The sequence below is a fragment of the Mycobacterium sp. E342 genome (assembly GCF_001667665.1).
In the GTDB taxonomy this organism is placed as follows: domain Bacteria; phylum Actinomycetota; class Actinomycetes; order Mycobacteriales; family Mycobacteriaceae; genus Mycobacterium.
In genome coordinates, this window is the sequence record NZ_LZJM01000076.1 from 1 (window position 1) to 14,029 (window position 14,029).

13 protein-coding genes and 1 pseudogene are annotated in these 14,029 nt (G+C 62.9%); 4 read left to right on the forward strand and 10 right to left on the reverse strand.

Annotated elements, in window-relative coordinates; translation table 11 throughout:
* Window positions 1–87 precede the first annotated feature (87 nt).
* Both A5692_RS04720 and A5692_RS04725 read right to left on the reverse strand, forming a co-directional pair.
* Window positions 88–678: a carboxymuconolactone decarboxylase family protein gene (locus A5692_RS04720; RefSeq protein ID WP_068052728.1), complete on the reverse strand. Its 591-nt coding sequence runs from the start codon at window positions 676–678 to the stop codon at window positions 88–90.
* Complete coding sequence (locus A5692_RS04725) at window positions 671–1,777, reverse strand: LLM class flavin-dependent oxidoreductase (protein ID WP_068052709.1); 1,107 nt, start codon at window positions 1,775–1,777, stop codon at window positions 671–673. The genes A5692_RS04720 and A5692_RS04725 overlap by 8 nt, the downstream gene beginning before the upstream one ends.
* A gap of 363 nt (window positions 1,778–2,140) precedes the next feature.
* On the opposite strand from A5692_RS04725, the gene A5692_RS04730 reads away from it, so the two are divergent.
* The gene (locus A5692_RS04730; RefSeq protein WP_158243994.1) at window positions 2,141–3,322 is read left to right on the forward strand and encodes an amidohydrolase family protein; all 1,182 of its coding nucleotides are present in this window, start codon (window positions 2,141–2,143) and stop codon (window positions 3,320–3,322) included.
* Window positions 3,323–3,604: 282 nt separating this feature from the next.
* Here the strand turns inward: A5692_RS04730 and A5692_RS04735 are convergent, their stop codons facing one another.
* From A5692_RS04735 to A5692_RS04750, 4 genes are all read right to left on the reverse strand, one after another.
* On the reverse strand, window positions 3,605–4,393 hold the full coding sequence (locus A5692_RS04735; protein ID WP_068052731.1) for a crotonase/enoyl-CoA hydratase family protein: 789 nt from the start codon (window positions 4,391–4,393) through the stop codon (window positions 3,605–3,607).
* A gap of 14 nt (window positions 4,394–4,407) precedes the next feature.
* A complete protein-coding gene (locus A5692_RS04740; RefSeq protein ID WP_068052715.1) occupies window positions 4,408–5,550 on the reverse strand; it encodes a thiolase family protein in 1,143 nt (380 codons plus the stop codon).
* A 129-nt stretch (window positions 5,551–5,679) separates the two neighbouring features.
* The gene (locus tag A5692_RS04745; RefSeq protein ID WP_082962369.1) at window positions 5,680–6,930 is read right to left on the reverse strand and encodes an acyl-CoA dehydrogenase family protein; all 1,251 of its coding nucleotides are present in this window, start codon (window positions 6,928–6,930) and stop codon (window positions 5,680–5,682) included.
* Window positions 6,931–6,988: 58 nt separating this feature from the next.
* Entirely contained in the window at window positions 6,989–8,176 is a 1,188-nt protein-coding gene (locus A5692_RS04750) for an amidohydrolase family protein (RefSeq protein ID WP_142393483.1), read from the reverse strand.
* A 295-nt stretch (window positions 8,177–8,471) separates the two neighbouring features.
* Here A5692_RS04750 and A5692_RS27995 point away from each other — a divergent pair.
* Window positions 8,472–8,965, forward strand: a pseudogene (locus A5692_RS27995) (flavin reductase family protein).
* A 45-nt stretch (window positions 8,966–9,010) separates the two neighbouring features.
* The gene (locus A5692_RS04760) at window positions 9,011–9,883 is read left to right on the forward strand and encodes an SDR family oxidoreductase (RefSeq protein ID WP_067923810.1); all 873 of its coding nucleotides are present in this window, start codon (window positions 9,011–9,013) and stop codon (window positions 9,881–9,883) included.
* A gap of 52 nt (window positions 9,884–9,935) precedes the next feature.
* Here the strand turns inward: A5692_RS04760 and A5692_RS04765 are convergent, their stop codons facing one another.
* The 4 genes from A5692_RS04765 to A5692_RS29390 all read right to left on the reverse strand — a co-directional run bounded on the left by A5692_RS04765 (window position 9,936) and on the right by A5692_RS29390 (window position 12,686).
* A complete protein-coding gene (locus A5692_RS04765; RefSeq protein WP_067923807.1) occupies window positions 9,936–10,688 on the reverse strand; it encodes an SDR family oxidoreductase in 753 nt (250 codons plus the stop codon).
* On the reverse strand, window positions 10,688–11,515 hold the full coding sequence (locus A5692_RS04770; protein WP_067923805.1) for an SDR family NAD(P)-dependent oxidoreductase: 828 nt from the start codon (window positions 11,513–11,515) through the stop codon (window positions 10,688–10,690). The genes A5692_RS04765 and A5692_RS04770 overlap by 1 nt, the downstream gene beginning before the upstream one ends.
* A 264-nt stretch (window positions 11,516–11,779) precedes the next feature.
* Complete coding sequence (locus A5692_RS04775) at window positions 11,780–12,382, reverse strand: TetR/AcrR family transcriptional regulator (protein ID WP_067923802.1); 603 nt, start codon at window positions 12,380–12,382, stop codon at window positions 11,780–11,782.
* Window positions 12,375–12,686 (reverse strand): CoA transferase, encoded by a 312-nt coding sequence (locus tag A5692_RS29390; protein ID WP_068052724.1) that lies wholly within the window; start codon window positions 12,684–12,686, stop codon window positions 12,375–12,377. Before A5692_RS29390 ends, A5692_RS04775 begins: the two co-directional genes overlap by 8 nt.
* Before the next feature lie 201 nt (window positions 12,687–12,887).
* Between A5692_RS29390 and A5692_RS04785 the strand changes: the two genes are divergently transcribed.
* Window positions 12,888–14,027, forward strand: a complete 1,140-nt coding sequence (locus A5692_RS04785) for an amidohydrolase family protein (protein ID WP_067923797.1) — start codon at window positions 12,888–12,890, stop codon at window positions 14,025–14,027.
* The last annotated feature ends 2 nt before the right edge of the window (window positions 14,028–14,029 follow it).

Genomic DNA, 14,029 nt, shown 5'->3' on the forward strand with positions numbered 1-14,029 from the left:
ATGGTTCTAAACGGCGTCCGGTCGACATTTCGCCGGCGAAAGCTGGCCTGGGCGCGCGTCACCGGTAAGAGGGCACTCGCTCCTGGGTCATTCGACGGCGCGCGCCGCTGAGACGGGCCGGTAGGCGGGCTCAATCGCCACGCCGAACGAGCGCGCCGCGAAGGCCAGCATGTGGTAGTGCCCAACCACCATCGGCACCTCGATCAGCTGCTCCTGGTCGTAGTGCGCCGCCAGGACCGACCATGTCGATGCGGAGATCTCGCACTCATCGTGGAGTTCGTCGGCGCTTCTCAGCAGCGCCGACTCCAGTTGCGTCCAGCCGTCGGCGTCGGCGCCGGCGCGGACCCGGTCGACCTCCTCGGAGGTCAACCCGGCATCCGCGGCAAACACCAGGTGATGGGCCCATTCGTAGGCGGCCCCGCAGCGATCGGCGGTCCGCAGGATCAGCAATTCCCGGTCACGGGCCGACAACTTCCCGCTGAGCAGGCCTCCGCACAGCGGCAGCCAGCGCCGAAACAGCCGCTGGTGTCGCACCAGGGTAGTGAACAGATTGAGGTCACGACCCGGCCCGACTTTATCGAGCAGCTCGTTCGTCGCGTTATCGCGCTCCTCGAGCGGGAGCGGCGCGATGCGGACTTCGGAGCCGTCTTCTCCTGCCGAGCCCACGCCCTCAGGCATGCGCCGGGACGGCAACGGGTGGGAAAGCACGCTCCGTGTCGATGCCCTTCAGGCGCGGCAGCACCTGCTCTGCAAACAATTTCTGATTGGCCGCACCGATTTCGGGGCTCATTCCCGCGAAGGACAGTACCGAAGTCATCCCGACGCCGTCGATGCGACGAACATGGTCGGTCAACTGTTCCACCACCTCGTCCGGAGTGCCATAGACCTGCAATTCGGCGAGGAATTTCACGAAGCTATCCGCCCCGTGCTTTTCGATGTTGGCGGCGAACTTGCCGTAATACTCGTAACCGGGAACCTTCGCTAGGCCGGGATTGCTGAACTCGTACCAATCGAACGTCGATTTCGCGTACCGATAGTGATATTGCTCGTGCAGCTCCTGTGCCGCGGACGAGGACTCGTGCACGATCACAAAGGACATCAGCAGCGGTTTAGGCGGCTCGTAACCATTCAACTCGACGAACCGCTCGTTGTACTTCTTGACGTCGGCAACCGTTACATCCCACGGCTTTTGGGCGATCACCATGATACCCGCACCGAGTTCAGCGACGATGTCCATCGATTCAGGCGACACCGAAGATGCGTATGTGCGGTTGCGCAGCGGAGCCAGCGGCTGGGGTCGAAGTTGCACGGGCGGCTGCTTCCAGAGTTCACCGTCCGACTCGATGACTCCCGTGTCGAAGGCGTTGAGGATGCCCTGTGCATACTCCTGGAAACGCTGGCGCGACTCCCCCATGTTCAGCCGGAAGCCCTCGAATTCGTGACGGCCCAGGCCGCGGCCGATGCCGAGCAACAGACGACCGTTCGACAGGTGGTCAAGCACCGAGAGCTCCTCAGCGACCCGCAGCGGCTCATGCCACGGAAGCACCACCACCGAAGGTCCCAGCCGGACGTGCTTAGTCTTGGCCGCCAGATAAGTCAACAGCTGCAACGTGTTTGGCGACACGTCGTAGCCACCGAAGTGGTGCTCGGCGATCCACAACGACTCGAAGCCCAGCGGCTCGGCCTGTTCTGCCAGCGCTATCTCATGCTTGTAAAGCGCCGAGTCGGAACGATCCTCGTCGGGATTCTGAAAGAAGACACTCTTGCCAACATGCATGTGCTTGACCTATCTGAAGTCCGATTGACGGCTAGATTCTACCATATAGTAGAATTTATTTGTCAATCCATCCACCCCTTAAGCGCTTTCCATACGGGTGAACGCTTCTCGGCGTACCAGATTCAAGCTGTTCGACGACCCTGTCGAGGGTCATCTGTGCGCCCCACCGGCGGAGTAATCTACTTAGTACAAGAATCTGTGTCTCGCTAGAAAGCCATTGACGCGCGCCTGATCGTTCTATAGGCTACCGATATGATGTTCTATAGGCTAACTATATGAATGCTCGACGTGCTCTGGCCCTCTCGCCCCACGGCGCGAGCGCTGGGAACAAGATCAAACGAAATGGAATGGAGAGTGTGTGACGTGACCAGCGAGCCTTATGGTCTGTGGGATGCAGACAATCACTTCTATGAGGTCCGGGACTGCTTCAGCCGTCATATCGAGTCCAAGTACAAGGATGTCGCGATCCAGGCCCGGATGCACCCCGATGGCAACGAATACTGGCATTGCGGTGACAAGGTTCTGACCTTCTGCAACGTCAAGTTCGACAAGACCGAGGCTCCGGGTTCGTTCAAGGAAATCCTGAATAATCCCGAGCTGGGCGGTTTCGACGATGCGCGGGACGAATCGTCGATGTTGCCGGCTTTCCATGACCAGCAGGCGCGGCTGGAGCTGATGGACAGCCAGAACGTCGAGGGCACGATCCTATTCCCGTCGATGGCGAATGGGATCGAGCAGGATCTGCTCGACAACCCCGAGGTGCTGTATGCCAACCTGAGGTCGTATAACCGCTGGGTCGAGGAAGACTGGGGCTTCGGCAGCAATGGCCGCATTTTCGGCACGGGGTGTCTGTCGCTGGCCGACGCGGACCTGGCCGTGGAAGAACTGGACCGCCTGCTCAAGGCGGGCGTGAAAGTCGTCTATCTGCGACCGGCCCCGGGTGGCGGAGCACAGCCCTGTTCGATTGCCGATCCCAAGTTCGACCCGTTCTGGGCGCGCCTCGAGGAGGCGAAAGTGCCGGTTGGGTTCCACGTGTCAGCCGGTTTCTTCGACGCGTCGACCGTGTGGGGCGAGAAGCCCCGGCCGGGAACGCGCGACACCTCCGCGTTGCAGTTCGCGATGTTCCACGTCGAGATTCCCATCATGACCACGCTCGCGGCGATGGTCCTGCACAATCTGTTCGGCCGCTTCCCGGGACTGCGGGTCATCAGCGTCGAGCATGGCTGTGGATGGGTCCCCTATCTGTTGAAGACGCTCAACAAGGCAGCGTGGTGGGGACGTTTTGGCGATTGGCCGGGCGGCACGCTCCCTGATCGCCCATCGGAGATGTTCAAGCGCAATGTCTATGTCGTTCCCTTTCACGAGGACAACACGCCCGAACTGGTCAAGCGCATCGGCGCGAACCGCGTGTTGATGGGCTCGGATTATCCCCACGCGGAGGGGCTGGCCCAGCCAGCCGAATTCGCGGAGGGGCTCACCGACCTGGACCCGGGTTGCGTGCACCGGATCATGCGTGACAACCTGCGCGAGCTACTGATGAACTGAACCCCGGCAGTCGGCTGCCGGTTCGCCGTTAAGCCTGCCGCCACCTCGCGGCAGATATCTGCCGCGAGGTGGCGGTGTTCGTGATGCGCAGCGTTGTAGTCGGGGCCTAGCTAGTTCTAAAACAGCACGGTGCCGAAGCGCGGCGAAGAAGGCGCGGACCTGCCGATCGGGAGACTTCCGATCCCTCATAACGGTGTAGCGGCAGACATCGGCGAGGACAAAGCCGGCCACGTCGATCGCGCGCACCATGACATGCGCGACATCAGCGCGGATCCTCATCGCTTAGCGTGCTTCCCATACGGGTGCACGCTTCTCGGCGAACGCGCGCGGCCCCTCCTTCGCGTCCCCGCTGGCAAGGAGTGCCTCGCCCTCCCGTGCGACTCTCTCCCACTTTGGTTCCTCGGCTTCGATGATGCGGTCATCGGCTCCGTAGGCCACGCGCTTGCTCGCCTGTACGGATAGCGGTGCATTCACGGCGATCTGCTCGGCGAGCTGCAGCGCATACTCCACCACCGTGCCGTCGGGCACGACCCTGTTCACCAATCCCCAACGTGCCGCCTCGGCAGCCGAAATCGGGTTGCCCGTATACAGCAGTTCGAGTGCGACCTTGCGCGGCAGCTGCTCGACGATACGGAAGACGCCACCCGCACCGGCAATCAAACCGCGCTTCACCTCCGGCAGGCCGAATACGGCCCGCTCCTCCGCCACGACCAGGTCGCTCGCAAGCGCCAGCTCTGTGCCGCCGCCGAGCGCTGACCCGTTGACGGCGGCGATGACCGGCTTGTCGATGAAGTGATGGACGAGTCCGGCGAACCCCCATTCTGGATGGTCCGGATGCAACACGCTCTCGCCGCGCGACAACGCCTTGAGGTCGGCCCCTGCGCAGAACGACTTGTCACCGGCACCGGTCACCACGACCGCCCAGACTGTCGGATCCTGCTGCGCCGCCTCGAGCGCATCACCGACGGCCGTACTAACCGCTTGGTTCACCGCATTGCGGGCGTCGGGTCTGTTGATGGTGATGACGAGGACCCGTCCGGACCTCCGGATGAGTGCCGCATTCGTGGTCACGGCCTCCGACGTTGTCACACCAGCTCCACGATGGTCGCGTTGGCCTGCCCGCCACCTTCGCACATCGATTGCAGCCCATACCTGATGTTGTTCGCCCTCATGTGATGGATCATGGTCGTCAGCAGTCGGGCACCTGAGCCCCCGAGGGGATGGCCGAGCGCGATCGCGCCGCCGTTCGGGTTCAACAGCTTCTCGTCCGCGCCGATCTCGAGCTGCCATGCCATCGGCACCGGTGCAAACGCCTCGTTGATCTCGAACACCCCGATGTCGCCGACGTTAAGTCCAGACTTGCGCAGCGCCTTCTGGGTGGCAGGAATAGGTGCGGTGAGCATCAGGACCGGATCGGCGCCCGCGAGCACGGCGGTGTGCACGCGAGCGATCGGCGTGCAGCCGAGCTCCCGGGCCTTCTCCCCCGACATGATCAGCAGCGCCGCCGAGCCATCCGAGATTTGTGAGGCGTTGCCCGCGTGAATGACGCCGTCCTCCTTGAAGGCCGGCTTGAGACCAGCGAGCGTTTCTACCGAAGTTCCGCGCCGAATACCTTCATCGGCTGTCACGACGGAACCGTCGGCGCGTCGAATGGGCACAATCTGGTCATCGAAAACGTGCGAATCCTGTGCGGCCGCGGCCTTCTGGTGGGATTGAGCGGAGAACTCGTCGAGTTGTGTTCGGCTCAGTCCCCAACGCTCGGCGACCAGCTCCGCTCCCACACCTTGATTTGGGATTCCGTAGCGTGCTTGAAACCGCTCGGGGAAAGGGCCGGCGCCGAATTCGGCCGCAGAACCGATGGTCACCTGGGACATCGACTCCACTCCCCCGGCGACCACGACGTCGTACTGCCCGGCGATCACGCCGGCGGCGGCGAAGTGCAAACTCTGCTGACTCGATCCGCATTGCCGATCGACCGTCACGCCGGTGACCGTGTCCGGCCATCCGGCAGTCAGCGCCGCGGTGCGTGCGATGTCACTGGACTGTTCGCCGATCTGGCCAACACAACCCCAGATCACGTCGTCGACGACGGCGGGATCGACGCCGGCTCGGTCCACCAGCGCGGCGAGTACTTGGGCGGATAGCTCCGCGGGGTGGACGTCGGCCAGCCCGCCGTTGCGCTTACCGACGGGCGATCGAACAGCCTCTACGATGTATGCGTCGACCATGGAATGTGTTCCCTTCTTGCTTTGCGTTGAGGACGCGCCGATTCGATGTTTCTGCGAACGCCATTGCGTCACAGTTGCTTTGAGTGAGGCCAGTGCCCGAGAGCACTGGCAACTCGACGTGACAGGGAGTCAGAACTTATAGGCGCCCGACAGGAGATACTTGGCGATGGTGCGCCGCTGAACTTCTGGCGGACCCTCGCTGATTCTCGACACGCGTGTCGTGTGCCAGCCATGGATCATCGCCGCTTCGTTGCTCAGGCCGATCCCGCCCAGGATCTGCATTGACCGGTCGTACACGCGGTACATCGCCTCGGCGACGAGCGCGTGGCTCATCGCGGACTCAAATCGTGCCTGATCCCCGGCGTCGTGCTTGCGCGCCACGTCGAGCGACGCCAAACGCGAGGTGTAAATGTCAATGCAGTTGTCGGCAAGCATGTTTTGGATCGACTGATGCTCACTCAGCGTCTTGCCGAATGTTTTGCGTACCTTCGCATAGTCGACGGCCTTATCGTTCGCCCACCGGCCCAGACCGATCAGCCGCGCGAGCTTCGTCATCTTCAGCAGGCCAGAGCCCTCCATCGCGACACGGAAGCCCTCGCCAACTTCACCGAGCCGGTACTGATCCGGGATGCGGACGTCGTTGAAGGTGAGGATTGCTTCTTCGCCGCCGATTTCGTCGAACACCTTGACGATCGAGTACAGGTCGTATCCCGGAACATCGGTGGGCACGTAGAAGCCCGTCAATCCTCCCTTTCGCGCCGCAAAGCGCTCGCGGTCGGTGATGGCGAACGTGATCAAGAAGTCAGCGGTCGGAGCCCACGAGGCCCATTGCTTTGTGCCGTTGAGGACCCAGTGGCCTCCGTCACGGACAGCGGTGGTGGTCATCATCCAGGCGTCGGAGCCTGCGTCGGGCTCCGACATCGCAAATGATCCCTGTACCTCGCCGCGCAGGAGCTTGGGCACCAGATCAGCCTTAAGAGCGTCGGATGCGTAGGTCCACAACGCCGTCGGACCTGTGCTCGCGTGTGCGAGGACCTGGAAGGCCAGCTGCGTCTGGGGTGAGCCATACCGGTGACAGAGAGCCTCGAATACTTCGAAGTACAGTTCGGCACTCAGCCCGCCGCCGCCGAGTTCGGTAGGGCAGAACATCGTGTAGAAGCCGGCCTCGGCCGAAGCCATCCGCGCAGCCCGACGGGCCTGAACTACCTCGTCGGCGATGCGCCCGTCCTCGCGCCAGTACAGTCGCGGATCATGCAGAGCCGCCTCGATGGGTTGCTGAATTTTCGCGACTTCTCTGTCGATGAAGGCGAATAGCGCATCACACACCTCCTTGGCGCCCGGAGCGGCGGGCTCGATGTCGTGATTTGTTGCGACGGCCACCTAATCACTCCCTTGGAACCTCGGTCTGGCCCATTTCGGACCAGACCGAGGCAAGTCGCTAATCCTGAAGACAGGCTTCTACGTCAATGTGATACAGGCGGGCCGCATTTTCGTAGAAGATCTTGCGGCACGCGTCGATGGGCAATTCGTTGAGCGTCTCGTCGACCACGTCGCGCGGAGACATCGCGGTCGAGGCCGGCCCGGGAGACAGGCTCGTCGGGTGGGGGAAGTCCGTCTCGAACATCAGGTTGTCGGCGTACGCCGCGCCCATGTAGCGCACGGTTTCGCGTTCGAACCAGTAAGTGGTGTAGATCTGGTTGCGGAAGTAGTGGCTGGGAAGTTCGCGATCCGGATGAGCCTTCGCAGCACCGGAGTTCTTCCAGTTCCAGTCGGCACTCTCGATCAGGTAGGGGATCCACCCGAAGCCGCTTTCGACATTGACAAAGTTCAGGCCCGGGTATTTGTGACACACTCCGGACAGCAACAGCTCGGACACGTTCTCGCACAGACCCATCAACGACATCGTGGTCTCCTGCGCGTAGTCGGCCGGGCCCTGGACGTCCTTGATCATGCGAACCCAGTCCTCTTCGGTCTGAGATTGATATCCGACATGGAAGTTAACGGAGAGCTGACGTTCCTCGGCCGCCTTCAGGATCGGGGCCCAATGGTCTTCCCGCAGGCGCGGCAGGCCCAACTTGTAGGGCTTGGCTATGAAGTTGATTCCGCGGTGCCCATTGTCGTGGCACCGGTTCATCTCCTTCACCGCCTCGTCCAGGTCCCAGAAGGGCAGCGTCGTAAGGCAAACGAACCGTTCCGGAGCCACAGAAGCGAACTCGGTCAGGAAGTCGTTGTAGGCGCGGATGCAATCCAAGACGAGTTCGGGCTCGTTGTAGCCCATGAAGGCGTCCATGGAAAACGCCAGTAGGTTGGGGTACGGAACCTCGGCAGCGATCTTCATCGCGTCCATCCGCTTCACCCGCTCCTTGGCATCGAACGCGGCGGGGTCCGCCGTCTCCGCGGACGGCGGATGCTTTGGCGGATACTCGTGCCACCCGGCCATCGCATAGCCGGACACCCCGGACAGTCGGCGCCCCCCGATGATCCAGATGTCTTCGCCCCGGCGCTCGTCGAAGACCACCTTGGGAGCGAGCTCGCTCCACTTCGAAGGCAGCCGCGACGTCCACAGATCGGGCGGCTCGCTCAGATGTGTATCGGTATCGATGATCGGCATCACTGGGGTGCTCAATTGAGCAACCTCCTTTTCAGGCACGGCCAACTGCAGCAGCCAGATGACTTTCTACTATATAGTCGAAACTAGCATTTCGTTAGGACGGAACGCAACAAGCATCCGACGCCGTCGATCACGTCCGCGCAGCCTCGCTTGAGGGTCCGCGGCCGCGGGTGGCGGCCTACTGCCACCGCATGCATTCGAGCGGCTGCCGGAGCCCGGTAAGCGACGCATGACGACCGAACACGCCAGCGCCGCTATTCTACCTTGTGCTAGATTCTGTTGCCGTACCGAATCTTGTCCGAAGGCTGCCGTGACTGCTTCGTCGTTCGACCACGCACTGCTGCGAGATGTATTCGCCTGTCACCCCACGGGAATCGTGTTCATCGGCGCCATGGTCGATTCCGCTCCGTGCGGAATGGCCCTCAGTACGTTTACGCCCGTATCGCTTGCCCCGCCCCTGGTTTCGGTGTGCGTGCAGAACAGTTCGTCGACCTGCCCTCGCCTTCGCACGTGCGGCCGCCTTGGCATCAGCGTGCTGAGCCACGGTCACAGCGGCGCCGTCCCGTCACTGTCAGCGAAGACGGGCGGCCGCTTCTCCGGCGTCACGGTCGTCTCATCTCCGAGCGGCGCCGTTTTCCTTGGCGGGTGCAGTGTGTGGATCGAGGCCATCTTTACCAGGCCGTCGAGGCCGGGGATCACAGCATCGTCATATTGCAGATCACCGACATCACCCGGCATGACGATGTACAACCAATCGTTTTCTATCGCAGCCGGTGCCATGCGCTGGCCGTCGTCGAAGCGTGAACCACCATCAAATCCGCCGTTCGGCATCATCAGGAAGGAACATTCATGGCAGGAGTGCAGGATCGGGTCATCGTCGTCACCGGAGCCGGGGGCGGCTTGGGACGCGAGTATGCATTGACGCTCGCGCGAGAGGGTGCCAGCGTTGTGGTCAATGATCTCGGCGGGGCACGCGACGGCAGCGGCGCCGGGCAGAACATGGCCGACGATGTGGTCGAGGAGATCCTGGACGCCGGCGGGCGCGCAGTGGCCAACTACGACAGCGTGGCCGAGCCAGCGGGTGCCGAAAACATCATCAAGACCGCGCTCGATGAATTCGGCAAGATCGACGGCGTCGTCAGCAACGCGGGCATTTTGCGTGACGGCACCTTCCACAAGATGACGTTCGACAACTGGGACGCCGTGCAGAAGGTGCATCTCTACGGCGGGTACAACGTCATCCGCGCCGCGTGGCCGCACTTTCGCGAGCAGCACTTCGGCCGCGTGGTCGTCGCCACCTCGACCAGCGGGCTGTTCGGCAACTTCGGCCAGGCCAACTACGGCGCGGCCAAACTGGGACTTGTCGGGCTGATCAATACGCTTGCGCAGGAGGGCGCAAAATACGACATCATGGCCAACGCCGTGGCGCCCATCGCCGCGACGCGCATGACGCAGGACATCATGACACCGGAGGTCTTCGAGCGCTTGACACCCGAGTATGTCGCGCCCGTGGTGGGCTACCTGATGACGGAGGAGAACTCCGACAGCGCTTCGGTGTTCATCGTGGGCGGCGGCAAGGTGCAGCGCGCCGTGTTGTTCCAGACCGACGGCGTGACCTTCACCGGGGCGGCGCCGAGCATCGACGATGTTGCGGCGAAGTGGGACGAGATCACTGACGTCTCAGCCGCCAAGCTGGCCACCTTCGACGTCGACGCGCTCTAGATGCACGCCCGAGAGGGCCGCCACGGGTACGACGCGGCGGCCCTCTCGGGCGTTACGCCTCGTAGCCGTCGGTGCCTGCCCGCGCTATCACGACCCGACCGATGACCGAGCGCGCCGACATCCTCAGCAGGAACTCGACCAAGGTCGCCACGTCTTCGGCCGGGATCATTTCCTCGGGCGCGATGCGGCCACGTACCCACTCCGACATGTCGGTGTCGACGTAGGCAGGCGCGATCGCGGTAGCAGATATGCCGGTGCCCGACTCTTCGGCGTTCAGCGTGTCCACCAGCGAGGCAATCGCGGCCTTCGAGGCGCCGTACGCAGCCAGTTGGGCCTCGGCGTAGATGGCGGTGATCGAGGAAAGCACGATGATCTTGGCCCCCTCAGACGGATGCCGAGCGACCGCCGCGCGGAGCATCGGCAAGGCTTCCTGGATCAGGACGAAGGGGTTCCGGAAGTTGACCGCGATGGTCTTGTCGAGTCGCTTCAGCGGGTAGTCGGCGATCAACCCTGCCGTACCGACGCCGGCATTGAGTATCAATGCCGACATGTCGCCGTATTCGTCACGGTGCCGCCGGATCAGACCGACCGGGGCATCCGGATCAGCGATGTCCGCGGCGACGGAAAGTACTGCAGGCGCGCCTAATTCGCGGAGTTCGTCGCGCACCGCCACCAGGGCTTCTTCGTTGCGAGCGGTGATGGTAAGCGCCATGTTCCGCTCGGCCAGGCGCCGTGCGATAGCCAATCCGATCCCGCGAGAGGCGCCGGTGATGAGGGCAGAACGCGCATGCGTGCCGTCGGCCATCACGCTCGACTCGGGGACGTCTCGAACGCGGCGTCGATCTTTCGGAATCGGCGCGCGATCGGCTCGCGGCACTCCTCGTGAGTGAACAAGTACAGCTCGTTGGAACCGATTGCGTCGACGACGATCTTCGCGGCGTCGTGGGGCGACACGATGCGGCCCGCAAATCCAGGGTCGTCGAAGTCAACATCGGAGGCGGCATTCGGACCGCCGAGGTGAGCCGGGCGATTGCGATGCGAGTGCTCGATGTTCGTCCCGACCTTCATCGGGCAGAGCACGCTGACCTTTACCAGCGATTCGCGCAGTTCACGATGCAGCGTCTCGGCGAGCGCCACAACACCGTACTTGGTGACCGAGTAGGGACCCAGTCCTGCATTGGCGACGAGGCCCGCGAACGATGCCGTGAAGATGATGTGCGCACTCCGGGCGGCCCGCACGATCGATGGGAGAAACACCTCGACACCATGAATGGGACCCCAGAGATTGACGCCGATCATCCACTCCCAGTCCTCGTGCGTTGCGTCGACCAGCGGCCCCGTGGCTCCCACGCCGGCGTTGAGGAACAAGATGTCGACGGGGCCGAAGTGCTGACTTGTGCGCGCTGCAAGGCTCTCGACGTCCGCACGCTTGGAGACGTCAGTACGGACTGGCAACACCTCGGTGCCGGCAGGCAGTTCCGCTGCAGCTGAGTTCAAAGCCGCCTGTTCGATGTCGGCCAGCACGAGCTTGCAACCCCGATCCGCCAGCCTTCGTGCCGTAGCCAAACCGATCCCGCTGGCGCCGCCGGTGATGACGGCGACTTTGCCCCTCAATGATTCACTCGAGCCCATGTGCTGACACCGTCCTTTGCTGGCACCGTGCGTGAACGCTGGGCGATCGGTATCGCGAGACACGCATCGAGAGATCGGTCGTGACCATACTTTCTATATATCAGTAGATTCTAGCTTAGGCTGGTGCGTAGTGACAACGAACTCTCAGGCGAGCGACACTACCGAGACCGTGTTCTTCTGGGCGTCGCTGGGTGGGATGCCGAAAGAGTGGGCGCTGAGACATGTTCAGACGATCGGCACGAAGCTCGCTTCCTTGCTGAAAGACTAAGCGGCGCCCAGACCGCGCAGCACGAAACCCAGCAGATAGTCGACCTCGTCGGTGACGTCTGTCATCGACTTCTGGTGAAACCGGTCGAGAAGTGCGGCCTCGAAAGCCGCCCGAATCGACCGAGCATCCACCTCCGGACTGCACGCGGTGAAGATTCCTTCTGCTTTGCCTCGGTGAAGTATGGCGGCGATCGATGCCTGATCGGCCGCCATCCCGATTTCGAGTTCGCGCGCATAACCTGGAGTGCGCCGCAGTTCCTCGGAGTAGAAAATCGCCACCCTCTTGCGCTTGCGCGGATTCGACACCAGCTCGAACATGTGCGTCATCCACGACCGCAGGGCCTCCACCGGGGTTTCCGCGCGCGCCACTACCTCGCGCAGTTGCTCCTGCACCGCCTTGCGATCCCTCCGAAACATCTCCAACAGAAGATCGTGTTTGGTGCTGAAGTTCCGGTAGAAGGCCCGCGTGCCGAGACCGGCTTCATCGAGTATCTCGGTGATCGATGTCAGCGACTCGCCACTGCGATCCAAGCACCGGTAGGCAGCGTCGATGATGTGCTGTCGCTCCGATGAGCGACTGATCGTCCGAGTCTCAGCCACAATGGATTACACCGGCGTCCTGCCATTTCGCGATTGTTGCGTCATCGTAGCCGAACACCCGCAGCACCGCGACCGTGTGCCGCCCGGCCAGACGTCCGCCGGGCGCCCTGATCTCCGACCGACTCGGCCCGACCAGCGACGAAAACCGCAGGGGCGCCTCGAGCATCAAACCCTCTGCCCCGCGGTCCGCCAGGAACTGCTTGCAGAACGCGCCGGGCAGCGTGGTGGACAGGTCGACGACGCGGATGCCAGCCAGCGGTGTCGTCGGTTCGGGGGCGGCAAGGGCGTCGGAGGTCGAGGGCATTCGACGCGACTCCTGCGAAAGGTCGGTTTTCGGCACTGCATCGCATTCCGAGCCAATGTACGTGCCTTGTGTCGCACAATAACCTGCCAGCGCTGGGGATTCAATCCGTCGATCGGTGGAATCGCCGTTGACATGTGACACCCAGCCTCCTAGCCTAGTGAAAAATGGTTTTTCAAAAGCCAGTACCCGGTGGAGGCAGGCATGACCAAGATCTGGACGAATTCTGGTGATTCACACTTTCTGGAACCCGACGATCTCTGGCAATCCCGGCTGCCGAAGCGGTTGGCCGAGTTGTGTCCGCGGTCGGAGAAGGATCCCGACGGTGAGTACGAGACGGTTTACGTCGACGGTCAGATCTTTCGGCGGAAGCTGCCGTCGTCGGCGATGGTGGCCTTCGTTGAGTTGGCCTCGAAGCCGCAGGGCCTGCGAGATGCCCGGGCGCGGCTCGGCGACTTGGATCAGGAGGGCGTGTGGGGTGAGGTGATCTTTCCGTCGCTGGGCATGTGGGCCTCATCGTTCCGGACGCCGGAGCTGCTGAAGGCGTGCATGCGCGCGAGCAATGAGTGGGCGCTTGAGGAGATCTGTGCGGTGTCACCGCGCTATGTGGTCACAGCGCAGGTCTCGACGCTGGTGGTGGACGACGCGGTGGAGGAACTGCAGTGGGCGGCCGGCAAGGGGTTCAAGGCGGTGTTCCTGCCGACGTCGCCGCACCCGAGCGCACCGGACTGGCACCGCGACGACTGGGAGCCCTTGTGGGCGGCGGCCGAGGAGGCCGGCATGGTGCTCGCGTTCCATATCGGCACCGATCCGGTGCCCGTGGAGGCCGGCAACAGTGTGACCGGCGGCGCGGGTCAGGTATATCGCGGCCCGGGTGGGGCCATCATGAACTACGCCGAGACGACATTCTCCGGGCAGCGGGCCACCATGAAGCTGGTGGCTTGCGGTGCACTGGACCGGCATCCGAACTTGAAGGTGTTGATCTCTGAGGGCGGCGCGACGTGGGTTCCGTTTTTGGGTGACCGTCTGCTGGAGGGGTATCGCCAGCACCATATGGCGGTGCGGCCCAAGCTGAGCCGCAGCCCGAAGGAGATCCTCTACAGCCAGGTCTACGCGTCGTTCCAGCACGACGAGACCGCGGTGGCGGCCTTCGACCACATGGGGTATCGCAACGTGATGTTCGGCAGCGACTATCCGCACATGGAGGGCACGTTCGGCCACACCCAGGACACGCTTAAGACGCTGTTCGACGGGGTCAGCGACGATACACGGCTGCGCATCACCCAGGGCGCGTTCTTCGAGCTGTTCCCCGACGTCCCGCCCGTACCAGCCGAAAGCATCTGAAC

Coding starts and splice junctions, on each gene's coding strand:
- A5692_RS29390 (WP_068052724.1), bottom strand. CDS start 12,686: ATGCCCTCGACCTCCGACGCCCTTGCCGCCCCCGAACCGACGACACCG.
- A5692_RS04720 (WP_068052728.1), bottom strand. CDS start 678: ATGCCTGAGGGCGTGGGCTCGGCAGGAGAAGACGGCTCCGAAGTCCGC.
- A5692_RS04760 (WP_067923810.1), top strand. CDS start 9,011: ATGGCAGGAGTGCAGGATCGGGTCATCGTCGTCACCGGAGCCGGGGGC.
- A5692_RS04785 (WP_067923797.1), top strand. CDS start 12,888: ATGACCAAGATCTGGACGAATTCTGGTGATTCACACTTTCTGGAACCC.
- A5692_RS04740 (WP_068052715.1), bottom strand. CDS start 5,550: ATGGTCGACGCATACATCGTAGAGGCTGTTCGATCGCCCGTCGGTAAG.
- A5692_RS04725 (WP_068052709.1), bottom strand. CDS start 1,777: ATGCATGTTGGCAAGAGTGTCTTCTTTCAGAATCCCGACGAGGATCGT.
- A5692_RS04765 (WP_067923807.1), bottom strand. CDS start 10,688: ATGGCCGACGGCACGCATGCGCGTTCTGCCCTCATCACCGGCGCCTCT.
- A5692_RS04770 (WP_067923805.1), bottom strand. CDS start 11,515: ATGGGCTCGAGTGAATCATTGAGGGGCAAAGTCGCCGTCATCACCGGC.